At 74.7% G+C, this 26,778-nt stretch carries 21 protein-coding genes, 1 other RNA gene and 2 pseudogenes; 11 read left to right on the top strand and 13 right to left on the bottom strand.

The window, feature by feature from the left end; translation table 11 throughout:
• Positions 1–243: 243 nt before the first annotated feature.
• Positions 244–1,425: pseudogene (locus IE265_RS18740) on the bottom strand (hypothetical protein); the annotation flags it as partial.
• Positions 1,426–1,893: 468 nt separating this feature from the next.
• Between IE265_RS18740 and IE265_RS18735 the strand changes: the two are divergent.
• From IE265_RS18735 to IE265_RS18725, 3 genes are read left to right on the top strand one after another with little or no spacing between them, the layout of a single operon-like run.
• Complete coding sequence (locus IE265_RS18735; RefSeq protein ID WP_190036747.1) at positions 1,894–2,742, top strand: Nif3-like dinuclear metal center hexameric protein; 849 nt, start codon at positions 1,894–1,896, stop codon at positions 2,740–2,742.
• Entirely contained in the window at positions 2,739–3,482 is a 744-nt protein-coding gene (locus IE265_RS18730) for a zinc ribbon domain-containing protein (protein WP_190036799.1), read from the top strand. Before IE265_RS18735 ends, IE265_RS18730 begins: the two co-directional genes overlap by 4 nt.
• Before the next feature lie 37 nt (positions 3,483–3,519).
• Entirely contained in the window at positions 3,520–4,692 is a 1,173-nt protein-coding gene (locus IE265_RS18725) for a bifunctional RNase H/acid phosphatase (protein WP_190036746.1), read from the top strand.
• A 267-nt stretch (positions 4,693–4,959) separates the two neighbouring features.
• Here IE265_RS18725 and eda read toward each other — a convergent pair whose 3' ends face one another.
• Together eda and yaaA are read right to left on the bottom strand one after the other, a co-directional pair.
• On the bottom strand, positions 4,960–5,631 hold the full coding sequence (gene eda / locus IE265_RS18720) for a bifunctional 4-hydroxy-2-oxoglutarate aldolase/2-dehydro-3-deoxy-phosphogluconate aldolase (RefSeq protein WP_190036745.1): 672 nt from the start codon (positions 5,629–5,631) through the stop codon (positions 4,960–4,962).
• 94 nt (positions 5,632–5,725) lie between these two features.
• Positions 5,726–6,508 (bottom strand): peroxide stress protein YaaA, encoded by a 783-nt coding sequence (gene yaaA / locus IE265_RS18715; RefSeq protein WP_190036744.1) that lies wholly within the window; start codon positions 6,506–6,508, stop codon positions 5,726–5,728.
• Positions 6,509–6,666: 158 nt separating this feature from the next.
• On the opposite strand from yaaA, the gene IE265_RS18710 reads away from it, so the two are divergent.
• The gene (locus IE265_RS18710) at positions 6,667–8,130 is read left to right on the top strand and encodes an RNB domain-containing ribonuclease (protein WP_190036743.1); all 1,464 of its coding nucleotides are present in this window, start codon (positions 6,667–6,669) and stop codon (positions 8,128–8,130) included.
• Here the strand turns inward: IE265_RS18710 and IE265_RS18705 are convergent.
• Complete coding sequence (locus IE265_RS18705; RefSeq protein WP_190036798.1) at positions 8,072–8,704, bottom strand: hypothetical protein; 633 nt, start codon at positions 8,702–8,704, stop codon at positions 8,072–8,074. The genes IE265_RS18710 and IE265_RS18705 overlap by 59 nt on opposite strands.
• Positions 8,705–8,706: 2 nt before the next feature.
• Positions 8,707–9,486 carry a MerR family transcriptional regulator gene (locus tag IE265_RS18700; protein ID WP_190036742.1) on the bottom strand — a complete coding sequence of 260 codons (780 nt, stop codon included), beginning with the start codon at positions 9,484–9,486 and terminating at the stop codon, positions 8,707–8,709.
• 138 nt (positions 9,487–9,624) lie between these two features.
• On the opposite strand from IE265_RS18700, the gene IE265_RS18695 reads away from it, so the two are divergent.
• From IE265_RS18695 to rnpB, 3 genes and pseudogenes are all read left to right on the top strand, one after another.
• Positions 9,625–10,458, top strand: a complete 834-nt coding sequence (locus tag IE265_RS18695; RefSeq protein WP_190036741.1) for a helix-turn-helix domain-containing protein — start codon at positions 9,625–9,627, stop codon at positions 10,456–10,458.
• Between the two features lie 19 nt (positions 10,459–10,477).
• Positions 10,478–11,260 (top strand): annotated as a pseudogene (locus IE265_RS39320) (DMT family transporter); the annotation flags it as partial.
• 127 nt (positions 11,261–11,387) lie between these two features.
• Positions 11,388–11,801, top strand: an RNA gene (gene rnpB, locus IE265_RS18685) — RNase P RNA component class A.
• Between the two features lie 94 nt (positions 11,802–11,895).
• Here rnpB and IE265_RS18680 read toward each other — a convergent pair.
• Entirely contained in the window at positions 11,896–16,377 is a 4,482-nt protein-coding gene (locus tag IE265_RS18680; protein ID WP_190036740.1) for a DUF6531 domain-containing protein, read from the bottom strand.
• Positions 16,378–16,489: 112 nt separating this feature from the next.
• Between IE265_RS18680 and IE265_RS18675 the strand changes: the two genes are divergently transcribed.
• Positions 16,490–17,710, top strand: a complete 1,221-nt coding sequence (locus IE265_RS18675) for a DUF6183 family protein (RefSeq protein WP_229916273.1) — start codon at positions 16,490–16,492, stop codon at positions 17,708–17,710.
• Positions 17,711–17,831: 121 nt separating this feature from the next.
• Here the strand turns inward: IE265_RS18675 and IE265_RS18670 are convergent, their stop codons facing one another.
• The 4 genes from IE265_RS18670 to IE265_RS18655 all read right to left on the bottom strand — a co-directional run bounded on the left by IE265_RS18670 (position 17,832) and on the right by IE265_RS18655 (position 20,852).
• The gene (locus IE265_RS18670) at positions 17,832–18,287 is read right to left on the bottom strand and encodes a PaaI family thioesterase (RefSeq protein WP_190036739.1); all 456 of its coding nucleotides are present in this window, start codon (positions 18,285–18,287) and stop codon (positions 17,832–17,834) included.
• 112 nt (positions 18,288–18,399) lie between these two features.
• Positions 18,400–19,071 (bottom strand): enoyl-CoA hydratase-related protein, encoded by a 672-nt coding sequence (locus IE265_RS18665; RefSeq protein ID WP_190036738.1) that lies wholly within the window; start codon positions 19,069–19,071, stop codon positions 18,400–18,402.
• Between the two features lie 158 nt (positions 19,072–19,229).
• The gene (locus IE265_RS18660) at positions 19,230–19,949 is read right to left on the bottom strand and encodes a TetR/AcrR family transcriptional regulator (RefSeq protein WP_229916271.1); all 720 of its coding nucleotides are present in this window, start codon (positions 19,947–19,949) and stop codon (positions 19,230–19,232) included.
• Between the two features lie 384 nt (positions 19,950–20,333).
• The gene (locus IE265_RS18655) at positions 20,334–20,852 is read right to left on the bottom strand and encodes a MarR family winged helix-turn-helix transcriptional regulator (protein WP_190036737.1); all 519 of its coding nucleotides are present in this window, start codon (positions 20,850–20,852) and stop codon (positions 20,334–20,336) included.
• A gap of 164 nt (positions 20,853–21,016) precedes the next feature.
• Between IE265_RS18655 and IE265_RS18650 the strand changes: the two genes are divergently transcribed.
• Positions 21,017–21,532: a YceI family protein gene (locus IE265_RS18650; protein WP_190036736.1), complete on the top strand. Its 516-nt coding sequence runs from the start codon at positions 21,017–21,019 to the stop codon at positions 21,530–21,532.
• Positions 21,533–21,596: 64 nt separating this feature from the next.
• Here the strand turns inward: IE265_RS18650 and IE265_RS18645 are convergent, their stop codons facing one another.
• Positions 21,597–21,929: a MazG-like family protein gene (locus IE265_RS18645; RefSeq protein WP_190036735.1), complete on the bottom strand. Its 333-nt coding sequence runs from the start codon at positions 21,927–21,929 to the stop codon at positions 21,597–21,599.
• 122 nt (positions 21,930–22,051) lie between these two features.
• Positions 22,052–22,594 (bottom strand): DoxX family protein, encoded by a 543-nt coding sequence (locus IE265_RS18640; RefSeq protein ID WP_190036734.1) that lies wholly within the window; start codon positions 22,592–22,594, stop codon positions 22,052–22,054.
• Between the two features lie 151 nt (positions 22,595–22,745).
• Between IE265_RS18640 and IE265_RS18635 the strand changes: the two genes are divergently transcribed.
• On the top strand, positions 22,746–23,072 hold the full coding sequence (locus IE265_RS18635; protein ID WP_190036733.1) for a nuclear transport factor 2 family protein: 327 nt from the start codon (positions 22,746–22,748) through the stop codon (positions 23,070–23,072).
• A gap of 878 nt (positions 23,073–23,950) precedes the next feature.
• On the opposite strand, the gene IE265_RS18630 is transcribed toward IE265_RS18635, so the two are convergent.
• A complete protein-coding gene (locus IE265_RS18630; RefSeq protein WP_190036732.1) occupies positions 23,951–24,739 on the bottom strand; it encodes an SDR family oxidoreductase in 789 nt (262 codons plus the stop codon).
• Between the two features lie 152 nt (positions 24,740–24,891).
• On the opposite strand from IE265_RS18630, the gene IE265_RS18625 reads away from it, so the two are divergent.
• A complete protein-coding gene (locus IE265_RS18625; RefSeq protein WP_190036731.1) occupies positions 24,892–26,538 on the top strand; it encodes an alkaline phosphatase D family protein in 1,647 nt (548 codons plus the stop codon).
• Positions 26,539–26,778: the final 240 nt, after the last annotated feature.

The following is a 26,778-nucleotide window of genomic DNA, read 5'->3' as shown; positions in this document are numbered from 1 at the left end:
AGGCACGGCTCCGGAACGCGCGGCTTCCGGACCGGCGCTCCACGAACGGGTGCTCCAGGGACCGACGGCCCCCGCCTCCGCCTCCGGGCCCGCACCCGGCGCGGCGGAGCCTCCCACGCCCGCTCCCACCGGGTCGGTGCCGCTCCACGGGCTTCCCGCGTCCGCGCCCGCCGCCGCCGCCGCAGCAGCAGCAGCCGTACGGAGCGGCCCCGGCCCCTGGGCCAGTCGCCGGCCCGCGAACGCGTTCGCGACCGTCCGCCCCACGAGAGGCGCGTGCTGCAGTGGCACGGGTCGGGCCGCCGTCCGTTCCGGGGGGCCCGTGACCGACGGTCCGCCCGGCGCCTCCCCCGGCACCGCACCCGTACGGTCCGGACCCCACGGGCCCCCCGGCCCCGCGTCCCCGGTCGGTGCCTCCACCCGCGTCACGCCGCACGGCACGGCCCCCGTCGCGTACGGCAGGTGGAGCACCCCGTCCCTCGTCCACCACCCCGAACCCGCCAGCCAGCCCTCGGGCGCCGTGAGGTGGTGCACGTACCGCCCGGCCGGACGCCAGACGCCGAACCAGGTGCCCGCCGCGCCGTCGAGCCGCAGCGCCACCGCGCAGCTCTCCGGTGTCAGCACCTGCCCCGGCTGGGTGGCGAACGGAGTGACTGCGCAGTCCGCCAGGTGCAGGCACTCCGGGAAGCGCACCGGCAGTGTGCTCCCCAGCACGCCCCAGCCGAGCCGCTCCCGGCCCGGCGACGGCGCGTCCGAGCGGATCAGGATCAGCCCGCTGTCGGCGTCCGCGAGCACCAGCCGGTCGTTGCTCTCCTCGGAGATCTGGAGCAGCGGCGACACCTCGCCACCGCGCTCCAGGTCCACCACCACCGTCTTGGTGCGGCCCCCGAACTCCCGGTCCAGCGCGAGCAGCCGGTCCCCGCCGCCGAGCCACAGGCCGCCCGAGCAGCGGCCCGGCACCTCCGCGAGGTGCTCGGGTCCGAAGGCGCCGCCGGCCACCAGCCACACGGCCGCCGAACCCGGTCCGACGGCGAGCGCGTAGGCGCGGGAGCCGCCCGGGGCGGGCGGCAGCAGCCGCAGCTCCGTCCCCCGGTCCGGGCACTCGATCGCGCCCAGCTGCACCTCGCCCGTCCCCGTCCCCGTCGGGTACAGCAGCGAGAAGGAGTGCCGCCCGTCGGTGAGCCGGTGGATGAGCACCCGCCCGTCCGCCATCGGCAGCACCTCCGTGCCGGGCTCCTCCGGCTGGTTGCCCGGCAGCGGCACGGCGTACGGTTCGGGGCCGTCCAGCGTCCAGCGCTCCGGGAACCAGGAATCGCCGCTGCGGGCCAGGCGGGCCGCGTAGGACCCGTCCGCCGTGATCACGCATCCCGCCCGCGCGGCCCACTCGTTCCCGTGCGCCGCCGCGGACTCGATCACACTGGCCGCCATCGTTCGGTCACCTCCGGCGACGAAACTAGTTTTCGCACGCACAGACGTGGGACCGGCAGGCTGCCGCTTCACACATAAGAGTGGCCGGCTTTCGATTCGCCTGAGGGAACGGGGGCCGGTGTGCTGAGAGAGCCCGCGCCGAAGTGCGGCGAAGACCCTTCCGGGCGGCTCCCGCACGGCGGGCCGTGTCCGCCCCGACCTGCCCCCTCCCGGTGTCGCGGACGTTCCTCCGGGATCGTCGCGGTGGGCGTCCCCCGCGTCCCCCGCGTCCCCCGCGACGACCGGGACGACCGGGAACGCTCCTGGAGCGGGACCGGGAGAGCCGCTGGAACGGGACCGCGTACGCCCCCGGAGCGGGACCGGAAAAGCCCTTGGGACGGGGGCGCCGCGGCGGGAGCGGGACGGTCGGGGCGGGACGGGGGGCCGCGGCCGGTGGGGGACCGGCACAAGACAGGTAGCCTTTTGTTCGTGCCCCGTCTGTCTGAAGTCATCGCCGCGCTCGACGCCCTCTGGCCTCCCGCGAGCGCGGAGGACTGGGATGCGGTCGGGACGGTCTGCGGAGACCCCGACCAGGAGGTCTCCCGCGTCCTGTTCGCCGTCGACCCGGTCCGGGAGATCGTGGACGAGGCGGTGAACCTGGGCGCCGACCTGCTCGTCACCCACCACCCGCTCTACCTGCGCGGTACGACGACGGTGGCGGCCTCCACCTTCAAGGGCCGCGTCGTGCACGGCCTCATCAGGAACGGCATCGCCCTGCACGTCGCCCACACGAACGCCGACCGTGCCGACCCGGGGGTGAGCGACGCCCTCGCGGGCGCGCTGGACCTCCGTGTCGTCCGCCCCCTCGTGCCCGACCCGGGCGACCCCGAGGGCCGCCGCGGGCTGGGCCGTGTCTGCGAGCTGGACCACCCCCTCACCGTCCGCGAGTTCGCGGCCCGCGCCGCTGAGCGGCTGCCCGCCACGGCGCAGGGCATCCGCGTCGCGGGCGACCCCGAGGCGCTCGTACGGACCGTCGCGGTGAGCGGCGGCTCGGGCGACAGCCTCTTCGCCGACGTCCGCGCCGCGGGCGTGGACGCCTTCCTCACCGCCGACCTGCGCCACCACCCGGCGTCGGAGTTCATGGCGGACCGGGGCCCCAGTCCTCTCGCGCTGCTCGACGCGGCGCACTGGGCCACCGAGTGGCCCTGGTGCGAGCTGGCAGCCGCCCAGCTCGACGAGATTTCCGACCGTCACGGCTGGGACCTGCGGGTCCACGTCTCGAAGACGGTGACCGACCCGTGGACAACCCACTCCCCTTCACCTGGAGCCCCCAACTGAACGCCGCGCCCGCCGACCAGATCCGACTTCTCGACGTCCAGACGCTCGACGCCCGCCTGCAGCAGCTCGCGCACAAGCGGAGGTCGCTGCCCGAGCACGCCGAGATCGAGTCGCTGACCAAGGACCTCACGCAGGTGCGCGACCTGCTCGTCGCCGCGCAGACCGAGGAGAGCGACTGCTCCCGCGAGCAGACGAAGGCCGAGCAGGACGTCGACCAGGTGCGCCAGCGGGCCAACCGCGACCAGCAGCGCCTCGACTCCGGTTCCGTCACGTCCCCGAAGGACCTGGAGAACCTCCAGCGCGAGATCACCTCGCTCGCCAAGCGCCAGGGGGACCTGGAGGACGTGGTCCTGGAGATCATGGAGCGCCGCGAGTCCGCGCAGGAGCGGGTCGCCGAGCTCACCGGGCGGGTCTCCTCCGTCCAGTCGCGGATCGACGACGCGACGTCCCGCCGGGACGCCGCCTTCGAGGAGTTCGACGGCGAGACCGCCACGCTGACGAAGGAGCGCGAGGTCGTCTCCGCGTCCGTGCCCGCCGACCTGCTCAAGCTGTACGACAAGCTCCGCGAGCAGCAGGGCGGCGTGGGCGCGGCCCGGCTCTACCAGCGGCGCTGCGAGGGCTGCCGCCTGGAGCTCAACATCACCGAGGTCAACGAGGTGAAGAAGGCCGCGCCGGACGCCGTGCTGCGCTGCGAGAACTGCCGCCGCATCCTGGTCCGCACCTCCGAGTCCGGCCTGTAGGGACGAGGGAACAGGGCACGGGGCGGGGGCCCGGGGGGTGCGCGAGGTGGTCGTCGAGGCCGACGGGGGCTCCCGGGGGAACCCGGGCCCGGCGGGCTACGGGGCCGTCGTGGTGGACGCGGCGACGGGGGAGACGCTGGCCGAACGGGCCGAGTACATCGGCACGGCGACGAACAACGTCGCCGAGTACCGGGGCCTGGTGGCGGGCCTGCGCGCGGCCCGTGAACTGGACCCGGAGGTCACCGTACGGGTCCGCATGGACTCCAGGCTCGTCGTCGAGCAGATGTCGGGCCGCTGGCAGATCAGGCATCCCGCCATGCGCCCGCTGGCCGCCGAGGCCCGTTCCGTCCTTCCGGCGGGGCAGGTCACGTACGAGTGGATCCCGCGCGAGCGGAACAAGCACGCCGACCGGCTCGCGAACGAGGCGATGGACGCGGGCGCGCGGGGCGAGCAGTGGTCGCCCCCCGCTGCTGCCGCTGCCGGCCCCAGTGCCGGTGCCGAGGACCCAGGCCGCTCCGGTGCCCGGGACGGCACGGACGTGCGGGCGGCGCGGAACGTGGCCTCCGCCGGGCCGCCCCCCGATCTGGGCGCTCCCACGACCTTCGTCCTGCTGCGGCACGGGGAGACGCCGCTGACCCCCCAGAAGCGCTTCTCGGGGAGCGGCGGCAGCGATCCGGGGCTCTCGGAGGCGGGACGGTTCCAGGCGGAGCGGGTCGCGCAGGCGCTGGCCGGGCGCGGGACCGTGCAGGACATCGTCACCTCGCCGCTCGCCCGCTGCCGCGAGACCGCGCAGGTCGCCGCCGCCCGGCTGGGTCTCCCGGTACGGGTCGACGAGGGGCTGCGCGAGACGGACTTCGGCGCGTGGGAGGGGCTGACGTTCGCGGAGGTGCGGGAACGCCACCCGCGGGACATGGACGCCTGGCTCGCCTCGCAGGACGCCGAACCGACCGGGGGCGGCGAGAGCTTCGCGGCGGTGGCCCGGCGCGTGACCGAGGCCCGCGACCGGCTGCTCGCGGCGCATGCGGGCCGCACCCTGCTCGTGGTCTCCCACGTCACACCCGTGAAGACCCTCGTACGCCTGGCCCTGGGCGCCCCGCCCGAAGCGCTGTTCCGCATGGAGCTGTCGGCCGCCTCGCTGTCGGCGGTGGCGTACTACGCGGACGGCAACGCGAGCGTACGGCTCCTGAACGACACGTCGGCGCTGCGCTGAGCCGCGGACCCGGCCGACGGGTTCCACGCCGTTCCGGCGCCCCGGTCGCCCCGGTCGCCCGCGAACGCTCCCCTACGGCGGCGCGTCCGGTGCCGCGGACGCCCGCGCCGGCACGGGACAGCGGGCCCGCCGGGGCCGCGCCCGGTCGGCGGCGAGCCTGCGCCGGTCCCGAGGCGGCCGGGGCGAGGGCTCTCGCAGCCGGCGGGGCTCCAAGCGGCAGGCCCCGGAGCCGGGAGCTCCGAGGCGGGGCGGCCGGTGCGGCCGTGGTCAGTGGGCGGGGCGGTGCAGGCTCGCTGCCTCCCGGGCCAGCGACTCCACCCGCGCCCAGTCCCGGGCCGCGACCGCGTCCGGCGGGAGCATCCAACTGCCGCCCACGCACAGGACGTTCGGCAGGGCGAGGTACTCCGGCGCGACGGCGGGGCCGATCCCGCCGGTCGGGCAGAAGCGGGCCTGCGGGAGCGGACCGGCCAGCGACTTCAGATAGGCGGTGCCGCCCGCCGCCTGCGCGGGGAAGAACTTCATCTCGCGCACGCCCCGTTCGAGCAGCGCGACGACCTCGGACGTCGTCGAGACCCCCGGCAGGAACGGCACCCCGGACGCCTTCATGGCGTCGAGCAGGCCGTCCGTCCAGCCGGGGCTCACCAGGAACCGGGCCCCGGCGCCGACGGAGTCCGCCACCTGCGCCGGCGAGATCACCGTGCCGGCGCCGACCACGGCGTCCGGCACGGCGTCCGCGACGGCCCGGATCGCGTCGAGCGCGACCGGTGTCCGAAGCGTCACCTCGATCGCGGGCAGCCCGCCCGCGACGAGCGCCCGCGCCAGCGGGACGGCGTCCGCGAGGTCGTCGACGACGACCACGGGGACGACGGGCGCGGCGCCGAGCACGGACGAGGCCGGCGGGGGAGCGGGCAGGGGCGAGGAGGGCACCGACGAAGCCATGGCCTCATCCTGCCCGCGCCACGCACCCTGCGCAAAGGTCGTTGCGCAGGATGCAATCAAGGGGTGCGGGTGGTGCTCCGCCCGCCCGGCCGGCTCAGTGGATCTCGTCCACCAGGACGTCCAGCGACCACGGCCTGCCCGCAGCGGACGGAGCCGTCGCCTCCACCTCGTACCCGAGGTCGCGCAGCGCCTCCACCAGCTCCGCGGGACCCGAGGGAGCGGCCCCGGACTCCAGGAGGCCGCGCACGATGCGGCCCTTGGTCGCCTTGTTGAAGTGGCTGACCACCTTCCGCGTCGGCGCGTGCAGCACCCGTACGCTCGCCGTGCGCTCCGCGACCTCGCCCTTCGGCTTCCACGCGGCCGTGTACGCCGAGGACCGCAGGTCGAGGACGAGCCCGCTGCCGACCGCCTCGGGCATCGCGGCGGCCATCGGCGCCCGCCAGTGCGCGCCCAGCGCGCCGAGGCCCGGCAGCCGTACACCCATCGAGCAGCGGTACGGGGGGATGCGGTCGGTCACCCGGACCGCGCCCCACAGCCCCGAGAAGACGAGCAGCGAGCGCGCCGCCCGGCGCCTTGCCGCCGTGTCGAGCGAGGCCAGGTCGAGGGCGTCGTACAGCACCCCGGTGTAGACCTCGCCGGCCGGCCGGGTGCCCGCGGTCCGCAGCTCCGTGTTCTTGGCGATCTCGCCGCGCAGGCCCTCGCTCAGCCCGAGCACCTCGCGCGCCTTCTCCTCGTCGGCCGCGCACAGCTCGGTCAGCTCGTCGAGCACGGCCCGGCGCGCCTCGGAGAGCCCCGGCAGGGACAGGGTCTCCGGCTTCAGCGGCGCGCCCCGCCCGGAGGGAGCCTTTCCTTCGGACGGCGGCAGCAGGACGAGCACGGCGGTTCTCCTCGGGGCGGTCGGTACGGGTGGTGCGGTCGGTCGGGGCGCGGCGGCGCGGGCCGGTCCGCGCGCGGCGGCGCGGTACGGCCGGTGCACCCCCGGCACGCGCCAGCCTACGGGGTGCCGCCCGCCCCTCCCCGGCCTACGCTCGCCCTATGCCCCGCCGTCAGATCCGGGTGACCGGAGCCGCCGCGGCCCCCCTGCGGGACGCGCTCCGCGCCCTGCGCACCGAGCTGGGCGCGCCCGAGGCCTTCCCGCCCGAGGTGCTCGCCGAGGCGGAACGGGCCGCCCGCGCACCCCGGCTCCCGGCCTACGACGCGACCGGCGTCCCCCTGTTCACCATCGACCCGCCCGGCTCCGCCGACCTCGACCAGGCGATGCACCTCTCGCGCCGCCCGGGCGGCTTCCGGGTGCGGTACGCCATCGCCGACGTGGCCGCCTTCGTCGCCCCCGGTTCCGCCCTGGACGCCGAGGCGCACCGCCGGGTCACCACGCTCTACTTCCCGGACGGCAGGATCCCGCTGCACCCCCCGGTGCTGGGCGAGGGCGCCGCGAGCCTGCTCCCCGACCAGGTCGGGCCCGCCGTGCTGTGGACGATCGACCTGGACGCGGAGGGCCGCCCCACCGCCACCGACGTCCGCCGCGCCCTGGTGCGCAGCCGCGCCCGCCTCGACTACGAGGGCGCGCAGCGCCGGATCGACGACGGCACCGCCGAGGAGCCGCTCGCCCTCCTGCGGGAGATCGGGCTCCTGCGCGAACAGCGCGAGGTGGAGCGGGGCGGCATCTCCCTCGGCGTGCCCGAGCAGGAGATCGTCGAGAACGGGGCGGCCGGCGGCGGGCCGGGCTCCTACGCGCTCAGCTACCGGGCCCCGCTGCCCGCCGACGGCTGGAACGCCCAGATCTCCCTGCTGACCGGCATGGCCGCCGCCGAGCTGATGCTGGCCCTCGGCACCGGCGTGCTGCGCACCCTCCCGGCGGCCCCGGACGGCGCGGTCGGCAGGCTGCGGCACACCGCGAAGGCGCTGCGCATCGACTGGCCGCACCACGTCTCGTACGCGCTGCTCATCCGTTCCCTCGACCCGGAGCAGCCGCGTCACGCGGCCTTCCTCCAGGAGTGCACGACCCTGCTGCGCGGCGCGGGCTACACCGTCTTCCGGGACGGGGTCCTGCCCGCGATCACCACGCACGCCGCCGTCGCCGCCCCCTACACCCACTGCACGGCCCCGCTGCGCCGCCTCGTCGACCGCTACGCCGCAGAGCTGTGCCTGGCCGCGTCCGCCGGCACGGCGCCGCCCGAGTGGGCGCTCGCCGCCCTCGACGAGCTGCCCCGGCGGATGGCCGAGGGCACCCGGCGGGCCGGGGCCGTCGAGCGAGGCTGCGTCGACCTCGTCGAGGCGGCGCTGCTGGAGCGCCGGGTCGGCGAGCTCTTCGACGCCACCGTCGTGGACGTGCGGGACCGCGAACCCACCGTCGGGACCGTCCAGTTGGAGTCGCCGGCGGTGGTCGCCCGCATCGAGGGCGGCGGACCGCTGCCGCTGGGGGAGCGGCTGCGGGTGCGGCTCACCCGGGCCGACCGGGGCGGACCGGGGACGGCGAAGGTGCTGTTCGCTCCCGCGTGAGCGCCAGACGCTCGCGCAGGCCCCGTACGAGGGCGTCGGGTTCGTCCGCGTGGAACCGGATCCGGCGGACGTCCCTCGCGCGGCCCAGGAACGTGAAGTGCCGTACCGGCTCGTTCAGTTCGAGCGTGACCGTGGTCTGCGCGCCGACCGCCAGGTCCAGCCAGCCGGCGTGCCGTTCGTGCGTGGTGACCAGCTCGCGGCGGACCGACGCGACGGCGGCCAGCGGCACGCGCACGTCGACGTGGGCCGCCCGCCGGACCCGCAGGGCCGCGTCCTCCAGGACGTGCGGACGGGTCACCGAGGCCGCGTGCAGGCCGACGACCAGGAGCAGCGTGTAGACGTCCAGCACCAGGACCACCCGGTGCACGGCCGGATGGTCGCGCAGGAGCACGGCCATGCAGGCGCTCTCCAGGACGCACACGAAGCCGAACCCGAACATCATCGCGCCCTGGCCCCGCGCGTACCCGAAGGCCCGCCCCGCGCCGACCCCGTGCGGGCGCCCCGCCGCCCAGCGGACGATGCCTCCCAGCAGCCGCAGCTCGTGGGCGACCAGCCGGCCCGCGGTACGCGTCACGTTCACCGCGCACGCTCCGTCAGCAGCCGGATCGTACGCAGGACCGCCGCGCCCTGCGCGGGAGCGAAGTCGTCGAGGAGGGCCCGCAGGAACCCGCCGCCGTCGAGCGGATCGGATCCGTCCGCGCCGAGTCGGCCCAGGCCCAGTCCCTCCAGTGCCTCGTCCGGCAGGCAGTCGGCGAGCGCGCGGGCCGTCTCCTCGACGCGCGGGTCGTCCGGTTCGGCCCCGGCGAGCGCGTCGAGCAGGGCGTACGCCTCGTGGGCGCGCTCCAGCGCCCCCGGCGCGTCGGCCGCGGCACGCAGCGCCGACACCAGGCGCTCGCGGTCCTCCGGAGCGGCGGCCGTCTCCAGCAGGGCGATCATCTCGCGGTCCCTGGCGGCCATCGGCGGCTCGGGGTGCCGGGTCAGCCTCCCGAAGACGGCGGCCAGCTCGGGCGAGACGGGGCCCTCCGCGGGCAGCGCGCCCCCGTCCAGCAGGGCCCGCAGCCGCAGCCGGCGCTCCCGTACCGCCGCCTCCTGCCGTGCCAGGTCCTCGTCCAGTTCCTCCAGCACCTCGGCGAGGTCGCGTCCCGCGTCGTCCGCGAGGACGTCCCGCACCTCGGTCAGTCCGAGCCCCAGTTCGGTCAGCCGCCTGATCCGGGCCAGCGCGACGGCGTGCCGCAGCCCGTACTCGCGGTAGCCGTTGGGGCGCCGCTCCGCCTCGGGCAGCAGCCCGAGCTGGTGGTAGTGCCGCACGGTCCGCGTCGTGACGCCGACGGCCGCGGCGAGCTCTCCGATCCGCATGACCCCAGTAGAAACGTTGACGTCGCGGCAGGGTCAAGCGCGGCAGCCCCGGCCCGGGCATGGAAGCGGGCACGCGCGCGTTGCAGCCCAGTGGGGTGTACGGCCGGGGGCGCCGCACACCGGAGGGGGTGGGCCGCCGTGCGGACGACGGACGAGCGCGAGCAGGCGGTCTGGACCAGGGCGGCGCTCGGCCCGGGCGGCCGGCCGATCGACCTCCTGACGGCCCGTTTCGACCGCCACCGCTACGCGCCGCACGCCCACGAGGAGTTCACGGTGGGCGTCTGCGTCGGCGGTTCCGAGATCATCGACTACCGGGGCGGCCGCGTCCACGCGGGCCCCGGCTCGATCGTCGTCCTCGGCCCGGGGGAGATGCACACCGGCGGCCCGGCCGCCTCCGACGGCTACGCCTACCGCGCCCTGTACGCCGGGGAGTCCCTGCTCGCCGAGGGCACCTGGGGCGTCCCGCACTTCCGCGAGGCACTCCTCGACGACCCCGAACTGGCCGCGGCCCTGCGCAGCACGCACACCGAGCTGAGCGAGTGCCCCGACCCGCTGGAGGCCGAGTCCCGCATCCCGTGGCTGCTGACCGCCCTGGCCCGCCGCCACTCCTCGGCGCGCCCGGTGTGCGACACGATCCCGGGGGCGGACCGGGTCGCCTCGGCCGTGCGCGAGCGCCTCGCCGACGAACTCCTCGCCCCGCCCTCCCTCGCCGACCTCGCGGCCGGCCTCGGCCTGTCCCGCTACCAGCTCCTGCGCGCGTTCCGCACGAGCACGGGCGTGCCGCCGTACGCCTGGCTCGCCCAGTACCGCGTCCACCGCGCCCGTTCCCTGCTGGACGCGGGCCGCCGCCCGGCGGAGGCCGCGGCCCTCGTGGGCTTCGCCGACCAGGCGCACCTGACCCGCTGGTTCCGGCGGGTGCTGGGGGTGACCCCGGCGGCGTACCGCAACAGCGTTCAAGACGTACGCCGCTGACCCGGCCGAGACTGCCCGCATGACTGCACGCGGCTGGTTCCTCTTCTCCCTCATGGGAGTCCTCTGGGGCATCCCCTATCTGATGATCAAAGTGGCCGTCGACGGCGGGCTGTCGGCGTCCGCGGTGGTGTTCGCGCGCTGCGCCGTCGGCGCGGCCCTGCTGCTGCCCTTCGCCGTCCGCCAGGGGAACCTGACAGGGGTCGTACGCGCCCACTGGCGCCCCATGCTCGCCTTCGCGTGCATCGAGATCGTCGGCCCCTGGTGGACCCTGACCGACGCCGAGCGCCACCTGTCCAGCTCGACCGCGGGCCTGCTGATCGCGGGCGTGCCCATCGTGGGCGTCCTGCTGGCCCGCTTCTTCGGCGACACGGAACGGCTCGGCGCCCGCCGCACGGCGGGCCTCGCCCTGGGCCTCGGCGGGGTCGCCGTGCTGACGGTGCCGCACCTGACCGGCGGCGACGCGCGCTCCCTGACCGAGATGCTGGTGACGGTGATCGGCTACGCGACCGCCCCGCTCATCATGGCCCGCTGGCTCAAGCAGGTCCCCACGCTCCAGCTCATCGCCCCGTGCCTGCTGTTCGCGGCGGTCGTGTACGCCCCCGCCGCGGTCATGGGCCGCCCCGACGGGCTCCCCTCCGCCGAGGTGCTCGCCTCCCTCGCGGGCCTGGGAGTCGTCTGCACGGCCCTCGCGTTCGTCGTCTTCCTCGAACTGATCCGCGAGGCCGGACCCACCCGGGCCGTCGTCTTCACCTACGTCAACCCCGCCGTGGCGGTGACCGCGGGCGTGCTGCTCCTCGACGAGGAACTGACCGCGGGCGTCGTGGCCGCCTTCGCCCTGATCCTGCTGGGCTCCTTCCTCGCCACCGCGGCCCCGGGCGCCTCCGGTCGGACCCGGCGCGTACGCCCGGTAGCATGGTCGGCACGGCAGACGAGCCGGGCGGACGGCCGCGTGGAGGTCCTTGCGGACCTTCCCGAGGAACGTCCGGGCTCCACAGGGCAGGGTGGTGGCTAACGGCCACCCGGGGTGACCCGCGGGACAGTGCCACAGAAAGCAGACCGCCTGGGGCTCCGGCCCCCGGTAAGGGTGAAACGGTGGTGTAAGAGACCACCAGCGCCTGAGGCGACTCAGGCGGCTAGGTAAACCCCACCCGGAGCAAGGTCAAGAGGAGCCGCCTCCTCGCGAGGGGCGGCGGCTCTGCGCGGACGTTCGAGGGCTGCCCGCCCGAGTCCGCGGGTAGACCGCACGAGGCCGGCGGCAACGTCGGCCCTAGATGGATGGCCGTCTCCCCGGCCGCCGCGAGGCGACCGGGCGACAGAACCCGGCGTACAGCCCGACTCGTCTGCCCTTCAGGCCTTTGGCCTGCGGGTGTTCATCCGATTCCTTGATCCGCCGGGGTGCCGGGGAGAATCCGGGGAGAGCCGGTCGCCCCCCCGCCCTCAGATCGGGTACGCCGTGTGGATGTTGCCGTCGCGGATGACGACCTCGACCACGCTCGTCTCCCGGCCGCTGCCGTTGATGCCGACCGGCTCGCCGTAGTCGAAGCGGTGCAGGTGGGTGTCCTGGCCCGCCAGGGCCCTCGGGTTGGGGATGGCCGGTGTGCCGTCGACGCCCTCCATGAGCCGCCGGCCCAGGACGAAGTTGTCGCCGTCCCACAGGAAGTCGTCGTAGAACTCGCCGGGCAGCGAGGGCTCCGGCCCCGTGGGGTCGGCCGCCTCCCGCACCCGGTCCTGGGCGCCGGGACCGTGCTGGCCCTCGATGTGGGTCTCGCGGCGGCTGCTGATCCCGTGGTTGCTGCTCTCGCAACTGACCAGCCCCAGGGGGTCGGTGAAGCGGAGCGGGTTGCCGACGTACGCGTGATGGTTCGGCGCGGGAGCCAGGCCCAGCGGGTCGGGGCTGATGTAGCGGGCGTTCCCGGGGTCGTAGTAGCGCCGGAAGTTGTACCGCAGGCCCGTCTCGTCGTCGTGGTACTGCCCCGGGAAGCGCAGCGGGCAGTCGACCGGACCGGACTGCCCGCCGACGGAGGTGCCCCACAGGGTGGTGCGGGCACGCCAGGCGATCCGGCCCTCCTCGTCGACCAGTTCGGTCGGGGTGCCGACCAGGTCGGTCACGATCGCGTAGAAGCGCCGGTCGACCTCGTCCCGGTCGATCTGCAGCAGCGCGCGGTGGGTGCCGGGAGCCCACTCCCAGCTCCTGGTCGTGCTGCCCGCCGAGCCGCTCTGCTCCGCCAGGCGCGAGCCGTCCCAGGTGAAGACGGTCTCCTCGACGGTACGGCCGTCGTCCGACAGCAGCCGCTTGGCGACCCTTCGGCCCAGTCCGTCGTAGACGTACGCCCAGCGGCGCCCGTCCGGGGTGGTGACCCCGGTCAGCCGGTCCTCGGCGTCCCACGTGTACGTCCACTCCCGCGCACCGCCCGACAGCAGTTTGCGCGACTGCCTGACCTGGCGACCCTGCGCGTCGTGGACGTAGGTGATGTGACCGGCCCGGCGCACGAGTGTGCCGTCGTGGACCCGCTCGCCCTGGGGACCCTCGGGGGTCTCGGCCCGGCTGACGTTCCCCGCCGCGTCATAGGTGTAGCGCTCCGACCACCCCGTCGCGGAGACCGACTCCACCCTGCCGAGCCGGTCATGGGTGAAGCGCCGGGTGCCGTGGGCCCCGTCCTCGACCGCGGTGAGACCGCCGTCCCGCCCGTACGTGTACGAGCGGTGCAGCAGCGGCTCGCCCGAGGGCCCCGGACCCTGCGCGGCCTGCCCGGTCACCGTCTGCCCGGTCAGCCGGTGGCCCGCGTCCCACTCCTGGGCCAGCACGGCCGTCCCGCCGAGCCGCCGCTCCGTCTCGTGACCCGCGGCCCCGTACGCGAAGGCCAGCGCGCCGCCCGCGAGCCGGACCTGCGCCGGCCGGTTGTTCGCGTCCCATTCCCACCGGCTGACGGCGCCCGACGGCGTTCGTCGCTCCACCCGGCGCCCGAGGGCGTCGTACGTGGAGCGCAGCGCGCGCCCGTTGCACTCCTCGCCGACGACCCGGCCCACCGCGTCACGGGTGAGGTCGAGGACCGTGTCGGGGGTGACCGCTGCGACCAGCCGGCCGGCGGCGTCGTAGGCGAAGGCCGTGACCGTGTCGCCCGAGCGGCGCTCGACGACTCGGCCGCAGGCGTCCCGCGCGTAGGTGGTGACCTCGCCCGCACCGTTCACGCGCCTGGTCAGGGCGCCCGCCGCGTCGTAGGAGTAGGAGAGCGTACGGCCGTTGAAGTCCGTCTCGCCCACGAGGCGTCCCGCCGGGTCGTACGTGTACGACCACACCGCGCCCGACGCGCTCGTCACGGAGGTGAGCCGCAGTTCGGTGTCGTGGACGAACCGCACGGTGGAACCGTCGTGGTCCGTGCGGGCGAGGGGCCGGTCGAAGTGGGTGAAGGTGTGGGTGACGGTTCGGCCGTCCGGGCCCGTGTGGCGGACCGTGTTGCCCTCGCCGTCGTAGGACCAGTGCTCGCTGCTCCCGTCGGCCATGACCCGCTCGGCGGGGCGGCCCTCCACCGTCCAGGCGGTGCGCGTCGTCGCACCGGTGGCGTCGACGCTCTCGGTCACCCGCCCGAAGGGGTCGCGGGTGACGCGGGTGGTGCCGCCGAGCGGCGCGGTGGTGGCGTCGGGCAGGCCCAGGGCGCCGGGCTCGGCGCGGTGGACCGCCCCCAGGGCGTTGGTCACCGACAGGAGCCCGCCGGAGGCGTCGTACGAGAACCCGGTGACCGCGCCGTCGGGGGCCGTCGTCGCCGTCGGGTGCCCATGCTCGTCGTACACGTACTCGTGCCGGCCACCCGTCGGCAGGGTGACGGACGAGGGCCGGCCGGCGGCGTCGTACTCGCCCGTGGTGACCGTGCCGTCGGGCCGCGACACCGAGGTCGGGTTGCCGTGCTCGTCGTAGGTGAAGCGGGACGTGCGGCCGAGCGGATCCGTGCGGGAGAGCAGCCGGTTGTGACGGTCCCACTCGGCGTACGTCGTGTTGCCGAGCGGGTCCGTCTGGGCGACGAGTTGGCGGAGCTCGTTGTGCCGGTACGTGGTGGTGTGGCCCAGCGAGTCGGTGTAGCGCGTCTCCCGGGCCTCCGCGTCGTAGGCGATGGTGCAGGAGAGGAACCCGTCGGCGCCCTCACCCCGTATGCAGCGGTCCTGGTCGTCGTACGTGAAGCGGTACCAGGAGCCGTTGCGGTCGGTCCAGGACGTGACGCGTGCCCGCTCGTCGTAGGTGAACCCGAGTGGAAGGCCGCTCGAGTCGGTGACCTCGGTGAGATGCCCGTCCGCGTCGTACCCGTAGCGCAGCAGCGTGGTGCCGTCGGGCCCGTCCGACTCGTTGCGCAGCCGCAGCCGGACGACCCGGCCGTCCTCGGTGTCGACGTGCAGAAGGCGGCCGGCGGAGTCGCGCACGGCGGTGGGGGTGCCGTCCGCGTCCCGGTCGAAGTCGACGCGCCGTCCGTCGCGGTCGGTCACCGCGGCCAGCGGCAGGACGAACGCCTCGTGGTTCCCCGCGAGTTCGGCGGCAGGGGCGAAGTGCCGGGTGCGGCCGGTCGCGGGGTCCGTGACGCGGATGGGTGCGCCGGGTGCGCCGTCCCAGTCCAGCGGCCAGCGCGGGCCCTCCAGCGGCATGACCGAGGCGCCGGGTGCCGGGACCGGATACAGGAGGATCATGCCGTCCTCGGCGGCGAAGACCGCGCCCGCCGCGTCCAGTTCGAGGCGTTCGTCGAGCGTGGACGCCCAGGACGGGCCGAAGCACGTGCCCCACTCGTAGGTCGAGAGATGGGTACGCCGCAGCACGAGGGGGAGGAGGCCGGGGAGTTCGACGTCCGTCTCCTCCATCAGCATCTCGCCGGAGACCATGTCGACGGGGTCGCCGTTCTTGCAGCGGCCCTTGGCGGGCTTGCTCGCGCCCACCGCGTCGTCCGCGCCGCGGCGCAGCCCGTTCTTCAGCCCCTTGGCCATGCCCTTGAGGCCCAGCTTGCCCAGCGACTTCAGCCCCTTGGCGAGGCCGCCGAGGGTGGTCAGGCCCTTCATGCCGGGTATGCAGTCCAACGCCGCGAACGCCACGTCCCACAGGGACGCCTGCCCCTTCGCGTACTTGCTCAGGGTGTCCGCCAGCACGATCAGCGCCGCGATCAGCACGATCGCCCCCAGGATCGGCCCACCGATGATCAGGGCGATCACACCCAGAACCGCCACCACGACCTTGCAGACGGCGACGATGGTGTCCCAGTTGTCGACGAACCAGTCCCCGACCTCCTCGTACCACCTGCGATTGCGTATCCCCGCGTCCGACGCCTCGTCCAGCTTCCGCTTCGCCTCACCCGCCGCGTCCTCCCGCATCCGACGGGCATCCGCGGCCATCTTCTTCGCCGCGTCCAACGCGCCCTGCGCCGACGCCACGTCCGACCGCGCCGACGCGTGCGCGGCCCTGGCACTCTGCGCGTCCCGCGTCGCCGCACGCACCTTCGCCTCGTCCGGCTTCGGCACATCCTTGCCCGCGCCCCTGTCCTCCTTGTACTTGTCGGCCTCCTCGCCCGCGCGAGCGACCCACGAATCGGCCGACGAGAGACGGGACGTGGCGGAGGACAGATCGGCCCGCGCCACCCGCCCATCGGCCAGGGCCTTGTCCGCCAGGGCCTGCGCCCGCTCCAACTGCGGCCAGTACGCCGCCAGCGCGTCCCCCGCCAGGTCGTACGACCGCTTCAACTTCCGCAGATTCTTCGGCACACCCGAGAACTCGTCCCGGAACACCTCGGCCGTCCGGCCCGCCATCGCCAGGACGGCATCCTCCTCCGCCATCCCCTTCACCAACCGCAACGCGTCCTGCACGTCATCGGCAAACGCGTGCAGACTCCTGGCGAGCGACTTCACCCGCACCGGATCCCCCGGCGTCGGATCCTTCTCCAGATCCAGCACATGCCAGTCCGTCGGCCGATACCCCGCCACCACGCAACCCCCGTCACAACGTTCGCTCAACGCGCCTACGCATCAGCAAAGTTACTCGAACCCCTGCTCGTAGACTTCGCGCGTGAACGACAACGACGTGACGCCCGGCGACGGTGCCCCCCGGTGGCATCCCGGGGAGCGGACCGACCCGGCGGAGCTGAAGGAGCTGGCCGAGACCCGGCCGCAGGATCTGTACGCGGCGGTGGAGCGGCTGTGCCGTCAGACGACCGGCCACGGTGACGGACCGCAGAGGCCGGCGGGACGGGCGGCGACGGGGTCCGACGGGGCTTCCGCGGCGCGGGCCGTACGACGGATCGCCGAGACCCTCGCGGAGACGCGCTCCCGGGACTGCGCGCGGTCTGCCGTGGACATCGTGGGCCGACTGCTGCCGGCCGGGTCCTCGTACCGCGAGGAGAACGTCCTGCTGCGGCGCTCGGTGGCGGCGAAGCTGGCCGTGTCCCAGCAACTGCGCGACCTGGAGCCCTTGTTCGGGGAGTTCCCGGATACCGCCGACGACCCCGTGGTGGAGGTTCGGGCCTGCGTGCTGGGCGAGCTCGCCCTGATCGGCGCGGGGCGCGGCCGGCCTCTCCTGGACGCGTACGCGGAGAGGCTGCGCGAGTTGGGGCACCCGCTGGCCCGGCTGCCCCGGACGCGGCTGGACGTCGAGCACCGGTTCGCGGTCCGTGTGCGGGGACTCGGGCCCGTCAGGACCACGGAACAGCTCCGGTCGCGCTTCCCGGAGGTCCCGCCCACCGACGGCGGTGCGGCGGCCGGTCGCACGGCCGCCCGGACGCCCGACGACGGGCGCGCACGGTCGGCCGCCGAGCCCTTCACCGCGGGCGGATGGGCCCGCGAGCCCGAAGCGCGGTTCTTCACTTCGGCGGGACCGCTCGGCCCGGACGACTTCGGGATGTCCTTCATCAGGGAACTGGACCTGGACTGCCTGGCGGGCGAGGGCACGCGCCGGGGCGGTGCCGTCGCCTGCGCGACGACGCCCGACGACGTGCTCGGCGAGCTGTTCTCGGCGTCCTTCAACGGCGGAGTGAACGGGCAGGGGCAGGGCGGCGCGTACGCCAGGCTGTACGCCTGGAACAGCTTCCACGCGTTGCTGGGGCTGCCCGCCGGGACGCCGCCGCTGGAGGCCGTGCGGCGTGCCGCCGACCACCGGTGGCTGCGATTCATGGCGTTCACGGACTGGTTCCACCACGACACGGCGGACGTGGCGTTCGCCGTGCTCGATCCGGCCCGGACCGGGGTCGCGGTACTGGCTGCGACCGACACCGATCCCGACACCGGTTCCTGATTCCGGGGCCGTCCTGCCGGGGCGCGGCTGCCCGCTGCGGCTGTGGCTGTGGCGGCCGTGCTCGGCGGCGCGGTGGCCTGTGCGGCCCCCGGTCGGCCCGCGGGGCTCCGCGGGCCCCCGGTCAGTCCGTCGGGCGCAGGATCAGGCAGGTCGTGGTCGCGTGGGCGATCAGCCGGCCCTGCTCGTCGAGGACCTTGCCCTCCGCGGTCGCCGTGCGGCGGCCCGCGTGCACGACCGTGCCCTCTGCGGTGAGGGTCCGTCCGTCGGTGCGCGCGGCGCGGATGTAGTTCACCTTCAGCTCCAGGGTGGTGCAGCCGACGCCGGCGGGCAGGGTCGTGTGCACCGCGCAGCCCATCGCCGAGTCGAGCAGGGTCGCCGCGATGCCGCCGTGGACGGTGCCGAGAGGGTTCGCGAAGTCGGGACGGGTGTCCAGTGAGACGACGATCCGGCCGTGCTCGACCTCGTCGAAGCGCATGCCGAGCAGCCTGCCGATGGAAGGGAGGTCCGCCGGACGTTCGGTCTGCACCCACTTCATGAGGTCGAGGCCGGACAGGGCGGTGACGTCCACTGTGGACATGGGGGCTCCTCGCTGATCCTTGTGCTGGTGCGTGCGTGTACTGGCTCGTGGTGCGGGGTCGGCCGGCCGAGCGAGTCGACCGGCTCAGCGGGGCGGCAGCCCGGCGCGTCGGCTAGCCGAGCGGGGCGGCCGTGTCGCGCAGGGTCTCCAGTACGGACGCGTACATGCGGGCCTTGATGGTGCCGAGGGTGGGGCCGGCCTTGGCGGCCTGGGCCCGTGCCGTCTCCACGGCGGTGCGCCGTACGGAGTCCTCGTCCGCCACCCGGTCGACGAGCCCGGCGGCGAGCGCGTCGGTGCCGCCGTACCGGCGGGCCGTCAGCATGGCCTCGTGCGCGGTCCGCGCGGTAAGCCGGGACTGGATCAGCGCGGACATGCCGGGAGTGAAGGGGATGTTGATGTCGGCCTCCGGCAGGCACCAGTAGCCGCGGTCGGCGCGCATCACACGGAAGTCGTGGGCGAGCGAGAGCATCGCCCCGGCCGCGAACGTGTGCCCCTGGAGGGCGGCCACGGTGACGACGGGCAGGGAGAGCGTCCGGGCCAGGAGCCCGTGCACCGACACGACGTACTCCTCGTGCCGGTCGGCGTGGGCGAACAGCCAGTCGAGGTCGAGGCCGTTGGACCAGAACTTGCCGGTGGCGGCGGTCACCAGGGCCCGAGGCCCGTCGGCCTTCTCCACCTCGTCCAGAGCGGCGTGCACGGCGGCGATCCAGTCGGGGTGGAATCGGTTCTCGCCGGCTCCGAGGTCCAGGACGAAGACGTCGTCCTCGCGGTCGAGTATCGGCACGGTGGGCTCCTTCGGTCGGGGCGGGTCGGGGCGGGTCTGGTCGGAAGGGAAGGCGGTCCTACGGGTCGAAGCGGAACGGGTCCGAGCGGGAACGGGTCGTTCGGCTCGGGGTCCTGGCCGGGCGCGTGCGACGGCGGCAGGGTGCGGCCCGGCCGGCGTCAGGGGGAGCCGGTCACGGCAGGGCCCGAACCAGGCCCGGCGTCCGGTCCGACGCCGGATCCGACGTCCGGTCCGACGCCGGATCCGGTACTCGGCCCGACGCCAGGTCCCGCATCCGGTCCGGCGTCCGGCCCGGTGCCCCCGCGCAGCGCCCGCGACACGACGTCGCGGATCTCCTCCGCGGTCGCCTCCAGCGGATCGATGCTCTGTTCCGCCCGGCACATGATCACGGCACCCTCGACCGCCGCGATGACGAAGGAGGCGAGGCGCTGACCCCGCGCGTCGGGCAGGCCGTGCGCCACGAACAACGCGGCCAGCGCGGCGCGCCAGCGGGCGAAGACCGCGCCCGCCGTGCGGACCGCCTGCGGTGCCTCATCGTTCGTCTCCACGACGACGGCCACGATCGGGCAGCCGCACCGGAAGCCGCTGTCGACCAGCCGGCCGCGCCACAGCGCGAAGAACGAGTCGACGGCCGCGGGCGGGTCGTCCGCCTCCGCGGCGGCCTCGATCAGACCGGCGATGAAGTCGCCGGCCAGCGCCACGGCCTCGTCGATCAACTGAGCACGCCCGCCGGGGAAGTGGTGGTAGACGGACCCGCGAGGGGCGCCACTGTGCGCGAGGACCCGGTCGATGCTCGTGGCACCCGCGCCGTACTCGCGCAGCAGTTCGGCCGTGCTGAGCACCATCCGTCGGCGGCTGTCGCTCCTGCGAGGGCTCATGCGCCGGTCACCGCCGTCCCGTACCCGCCCCGGGAGCGGGCCCGGGAGGCCCGCCGCGAAGCTACCTGCCAGTAATCCATGGTGTCGGCAATCTATGGTCTATGGCATAGAACATGCAAGAGTCCGGAGGCGGCGCGTGCGCGGGTCCGCCGACCGGGGCGGGTACGGCACGGCTGCCCGGGGTGCTCAGGTCCCTCGGCCTGGGCGGTTCGGGCCCCGCGCCCCAGCCGGGCGCCTGCCGTGTGACGGCCACGCCCGGCGCATGGGTACGGGGTCGACCGGCTCGGTGGCGATCGCCGGCACCGGTACCGGCCGCGTCGAGGACCGGCGGCCGGCCTTCGCCCCGCAGTCCGGGCGGACCGTCGCCAACGGCTGGGGCGACCGCTATCCGGCGGAGTGCGGCGGAGGCGTCTGCGCGGTGCCGTGGGCGGCCGGCAGCAGGTCGTGGAGCTGCGTGTACCGCTGGTCGCAGGCCGTCCGCGAGATCGCCAGGGACACCGCGTCGGCCAGCGGGCGCGAGGACTCGCCGAGCAGCCGGCGCGCCTTGTCCGTGAGCGCCACCTCGATGCCGCGCCGGTCGCCGCACGCCGAGTTCCTGCTGACGAGCCCGGCGTGCTGGAGGCAGGCCACCTGGTAGGTCAGACGGGTCTTGGGGCGGCCGAGGAGTTCCGCGATCCGGGTCATGCGGAGGCTGGAGCCGGGCTGGTCGGCCAGCAGGCACAGCACCAGGAACTCGTCGTGCGAGACCCCCATGGCGTCCTTCACCCGGGAGCGCAGCTGCTGCTCGATCGCTCCGGCGGCGGCCAGCAGGCGCATCCAGGCGCGCAGTTCGGCGGGGAGCAGTCCCTCGTCGTCCGACGGACCGCGATCGGGCTGGTCGGCGGGTCCGGGAGAGTCGCTCATGGGGCCCGAGTCTACCTGTTGTCCATTTTTGGATAACGGGCTAGCGTGTGGTCATCCAAATTTGGACGACTGGCAGGGTGCCGCGGGGACGAGTCCTCGGACGCCTCCTCGGGGTGCCCGCGTGCCCGTCGCCCCGCCGCAAGCCCACTGTCAGGAGAACCCCCATGACCGCCGCCGTAGAGACCGGCCCGTGGCAGCTCGATCCCGCCCGTTCGACCGTCGCCTTCGCGCATCGGACGATGTGGGGCCTGGTCACCGTGAAGGGCACCTTCGGCGCTGTCGCGGGTGAGGGCGAGGTGCTGCCCGACGGCACCGCCCGCGGCTCCGTCACGCTGGAGGCCGCGTCGCTGGACACCGGGAACGCCAAGCGCGACCAGCATCTGCGCGGCGCCGACTTCTTCGACGCGGAGCGGCACCCCACCCTCGTCCTCGCCGTCGACGAGGCCGTCGTCGGGCAGGACGGCACGGCCGCCGTCACCGGCCGGCTGACGGTTCGGGGGGAGAGCAGCCCGCAGTCCGTCACCGCGAGCATCGCCGGGGCGGGCACCGACGAGGTCGTCCTCACCGCGGAGTTCACCGTGGACCGGGCGCGATTCGGCATGGGCTGGAACCAGTTGGGCATGATCCGCGGCCTGGCCACGGTCACGTCGACGCTCGCCTTCGTGCGCACCCCGGCCTAGTCCGGGCGCGGAGCCCCGGCGCGGGAAGCGGCACGCCCCTCGCCCGGGACCCGCCGGGCAGGTGCTAGGAGAGGCCGCCGGGGTCCAGGGAGCGGTCCGTCACCCGGGCGAGGTGCGCGGTGAACACCTCCCGGGCCTCGGGGGTCAGGGTCCGCAGGGCGACCGCCGCCGTGATGATCACGTCGCACAGCTCGGACCGTACGTCGTCCCAGGTGTGAGAGTTGCCCTTGCGGGGATTCTGGCCGGTGGCGCCGATGACCGCCTCGGCGACCTCGCCGACCTCCTCCGAGAGCTTCAGCATCCGCAGGAGCAGGGCCTCCTGGGGCGGGCGGGCCGGCTGGGCGCGTACCAGCCAGTCCTGGAGGCGGTCGATGGACTCCCAGAGATCGTCGCTCATGCCGGCCAGCCTGCCACGGGGAGGGGCGGCGCCGAAGCGGATGGCGCGTGTACCGCCGGGCCGGCCCCGACGACCGTGAGGGGACCGCCCGACGACCGTGCCGGGCCTCGGTGGTCCGCCTCTCAGCTGAACAACTCGCCCTGCTCCCCCTCCTGTTCACGGCGCAGGCGGGCGTTGCGCATGCCGATGACCGCCAGCGTCGCCGCGGCCGTGCCCGCGAGGGCGACCGGGACCATCCAGCCCCGGTCGACGGTGTGGCCGAGGAAGTGGTCGAGGGAGATCCGGCCGGGGCCCGTCACGGCCAGGCCCGCCGCCGTGAGACCCAGCTGGGCCGCGTGCTCGTAGCCGCCGTCCTGGTTGAAGAACCCGTTCGGGGCGTGCACCGCCGACGCGCCCGCCATCGCACCGGCCGCGGCGGCTCCGGCCGCCGGGGTCGCGAGCCCCAGCGCGAGCAGTGCGCCGCCGCCCGCCTCCGCCAGGCCCGACGCGGCGGCGCTCGCCTTCCCGGGCGCGTACCCCACCGACTCCATGAACTGGCCCGTGCCCGTGAGCCCGGGGCCGCCGAACCAGCCGAACAGCTTCTGCGCGCCGTGCGCGGCCAGCACGCCTCCCGTGCCGAGCCGCAGGAGCAGCAGTCCAACATCGCGCCGGGTGCAAGAGGTCACGGTCGTCGTCACTCCTCGGGCATTTCCGCTCGTACGGTCCCGGGCGCGTCGTACGCCCTGTGCCCACCGTCGCACCGAACGGGAGCCGCGACCGCGGTCCGCGCGGCCGTTCGGGTGGCGGGCCCACGGGGGCGGTGTGAGTCTGGCGGACATGACGATTCAGGTGACCAAGCTCAGCGACCCGGCCGTCCGCGCGTTCGTCAGCGCCGTGAACGCGCACGACCGCGAGGCCTTCCGGGCCGTCCTCGCCCCCGGCGCGACCATGGCCGACGACGGGTCCGACCGCGACCTCGACGAGTGGACGGCACGGGAGATCTTCGACTCCCGAGGCCACATGGAGGTCGACAGGGAGTCGGACGGCGGCCACTCCCTCGTCGCGCGCTACAGCAACGACACCTGGGGCGAGATGAAGACGCGGTGGAGCTTCACCGTCGACGACGACGGCCGGATCGCGCGCTTCGAGACGGGTCAGGCGTAGCGCCTCCGGTGCCGGACCGCCGTCCCGCGCGCGACGGCCGGCCCGCCCCGGGCCCCTTCGCCTCCGGGCCGCCGAACCGCACCGGTCTGCGGGCCGTTGCGCCGCGCCCGCTTCCGGGTTGCCGGGCCGCGCCCGGCTTCGGGCCGCCCGACCGCGCCGGTCTCCGGGCCGCCGAACCCGCCGGTCTGCGGGTCGCTGAGCCGCGCCGGTCTGCGGGCCGCTGAGCCGCGCACGCTTCTGGCTTGCTGAACCACGCCCGTCTCAGGGCCGCCGAGCTGCGACCGCTTCCGGGTCGCCGTGCCGCGCCCGCTTCCGGGTTGCTGAGCCGCACCGGTCTGCGGGTCGCTGAGCCGCGCCCGCTTCCGCGCCGCGGAGCCGCGCTTGGCCTCGGGCCGGTGAACCACCCCCGCCGCGGCGCGCTTGGCCCCTGTCGGGGATCTTCGTCGTGGCCGGCCGGCCGGCCGAGGCGCTGCCGGTCAGCGTCGACGCCGGACATACCCTGCCGGGAAGCCGTGCCGCGCGGTGCGCGGCCGTTTGCGGGCAGCCGTCCCGTGGCGACGGGCCGTCTCCCGCGGTCTCCCGCGGGCCCCCCGCCCGTCCGCCCGGAACGGCTGCCGCCTCCCCCCTTGGATGTGGCACCGAAGGGCCGTACTCCAAGTGTGAAGTTCCGGTGGAGGAGGCCGAGCATAGGGCTGCAACCGGCCGGAATGTACCGGAGGGGGAACTTCCGTTCGTGCAGATCGGGCCGCCGGCCGCCGCCCGCCCCGCCGCGCGTGAGGCGGTCAGGGGTGGACCGGCGACTTCTCGCCGAGGTGGTGCCGCCGGACCCCCGCCGCGCGGCCTGACCCTCGCGGCGCGGCGGACCCCCGTCGTGCTCCTCAGCCGCGGCCCACGTACGGCATCGCGGTAGCGAGGACCGTCGCGAACTGCACGTTCGCCTCCAGCGGCAGTTCCGCCATGTGCCGGACCGTCCGGGCCACGTCCTCGACGTCCATCACGGGCTCGGGCGCCATCTCCCCGTTCGCCTGGAGCGCGCCCGTCGCCATGCGTTCGGTCATGTCGGTGGCCGCGTTGCCGATGTCGATCTGGCCGCACGCGATGCGGTACGGACGCCCGTCCAGGGACAGGGACTTGGTGAGCCCTGTCAGAGCGTGCTTCGTCGCCGTGTACGCCGCCGAGGCGGGACGCGGCGTGTGCGCCGAGATCGAGCCGTTGTTGATGATCCTTCCGCCCTGCGGGTCCTGCTCCTTCATCTGCCGGTACGCGGCCTGCGCGCACAGGAACGCCCCGTCGAGGTTGGTGCCGACCACGTGACGCCATGCCTCGTACGGCAGGTCCTCGAACGGCACGCCGCCCGGTCCGAAGGTCCCCGCGTTGTTGAACAGCAGGTCGAGGCGCCCGAATTGCGCCCGTACCGCCGCGAAGAGCCCCGCCACGTCCTCGGGCCGCGCCACGTCGGTGGGCACGCACAAGGTCCCGCCGCCCGGGCCGTCCGGCCCCTCGGCGCGCGCCTCCCGGGCCCGGGCCGCAGTCTCCTCCAGGCGCTCCGCGCGGCGGCCCGCGAGCACCACCGACCAGCCACTGCGCAGGAGTTCGACGGCGACGGCACGGCCGATGCCCGAGCCCGCACCTGTCACGACCGCGATCCTCGTCCCAAGGGCGTCCATGGCTCCGCAGCGTACGCGAGGCCGTCCGACCGCCGCGGCGGTCCGCCATGCGGAACTCATCTGTCCGACATCTGACTGTTGTGTACGTGACAGTCTCGCGTCGACCCTGGCCACTCCAATGCCTTGTACAACATCCGTCAGGGGAGAGCCAGATGACACCCGCAGGCCCGCAGCAACCGTCGCCGCACGCCCCCGAACTCCGCGCCGCCGCCCGTCACCTCGGGCGCCGCCGCTTCCTCACGGTCACCGGTGCGGCCGCCGCGCTCGCCTTCGCCACCAACCTGCCGACCGCGGGAGTGGCGGCCGCCGCCGAACTCGACGCCGCCCGCATCACCGAGGACCCCTTCACCCTCGGTGTCGCCTCCGGTGATCCGCGGCCCACGTCCGTGCTGCTGTGGACGCGGCTCGCGCCCACCCCGTACCAGGCCGACTCCGGACTGCCGCCGGAGCGCGTCACGGTGCGCTGGGAACTGGCCCGCGACGAGCGGTTCCGGCACGTGGTCAGACGCGGCGCCACCGTGGCGCACCCCGAGTTCCACCACTCCGTGCACGTCGAGGTCGGCCACCTCGACCCCGACCGCGTCTTCTACTACCGCTTCCGCGCCGGGAGTTGGGTCAGCGAGACCGGCCGCACCCGCACCGCGCCCTCGTCCCGTGCGCGGGTCGGCGGCCTGAAGCTGGCCGCGGTCTCCTGCCAGGCCTACCACGACGGCTACTTCACCGCGTACGGACACCTCGCCGAGGACGACGTCGACGTCGTGTTCCACCTCGGCGACTACCTCTACGAGTACGCGGTCAGCGCGGTCGGCGGCGCCCGCAACTACACCGACCGCGTGCTGCCCGACGTCTTCAACCGCGAGACGGTGACACTGGAGGACTACCGACTGCGGTACGCCCTCTACAAGTCCGACCCCGAACTGCGCGCCGCGCACGCGGCCCACCCGTTCGTCGTCACGTGGGACGACCACGAGACCGAGAACAACTACGCGGGCGACGTCCCCGAGAACGGCGTACCGCCGGAGGAGTTCCTGCTGCGCCGGGCCGCCGCGTACCGCGCCTACTGGGAGAACCTGCCGCTGCGGCGCCCGCAGCGCCCCGAGGGGCCCGACATGCAGCTCTACCGGCGCCTGACCTGGGGGCGGCTCGCGCAGTTCGACATCCTCGACACCCGGCAGTACCGGTCCGACCAGGCCAACGGCGACGGCTGGAAGACCCCGACGCCCGAGTCCGAGGCCCCGTCGCAGACGCTGCCCGGGTTTGCCCAGGAGCGCTGGCTGACGGACGGTTGGAAGCGGTCGGACGCGCTCTGGAACGTCGTTCCGCAGCAGGTCACCTTCGCCCGCCGCAACCACGCCACCCCCGGCAACACGACTCTGAGCATGGACTCCTGGGACGGCTACCCCGCCTCCCGGGAGCGGCTCCTCGCGGGGGCCGAGGCGGCCGGCGTGGAGAACCTGATGGTGCTCACCGGCGACGTCCATGTGTCGTACGCGTTCGACCTCAAGCGGGACTTCGCGGACCCGGGCTCGCGGACGGTGGGCACCGAGGTCGTCACCACGTCCGTCACCAGTGGCAGGGACGGGTCGGCCAGGCCGGGCAACTGGGCCGGGTACCTCGCTGCGAACCCGCACATGAAGCACTACAACGGGCTGCGCGGGTATGCGACCGTCGCGCTCGGGCGGGAGGCGGCGCGGGTCGACTTCAAGACGGTGCCGGCTGTGACCGTGCCGGGGGGTGGGGTTTCGGTCGCCGCGTCGTTCGTGTGTGAGGTGGGGGAGCCTGGGCTCAAGCCCGTGTAGTTCTTCGGGGGTGTGGGGTGGGCCCCGGCTTGTTCTGTGCGGGTCGCGTGGGGCTGGTTGCGCAGTTCCCCGCGCCCCTTTGGTGGGTGGGGGTGGGCCCGGGTTGTTTTGTGCGGGTCGCGCGGGGTTGATCGCGCAGTTCCCCGCGCCCCTGGGGGGTGGGTGCGGGGTTCCAGGGCCGTGGGGGGGGGGGGGGGCCGTGGGTGCGGGGGCGCTGCCCCGCACCCACGGCCCTGGAGG

Source organism: Streptomyces fructofermentans (assembly GCF_014651055.1).
Lineage (GTDB): Bacteria > Actinomycetota > Actinomycetes > Streptomycetales > Streptomycetaceae > Streptomyces > Streptomyces fructofermentans.
The sequence above is the reverse complement of the archived record's forward strand: the minus strand, read 5'-3'. Positions and strand labels throughout refer to the sequence as shown.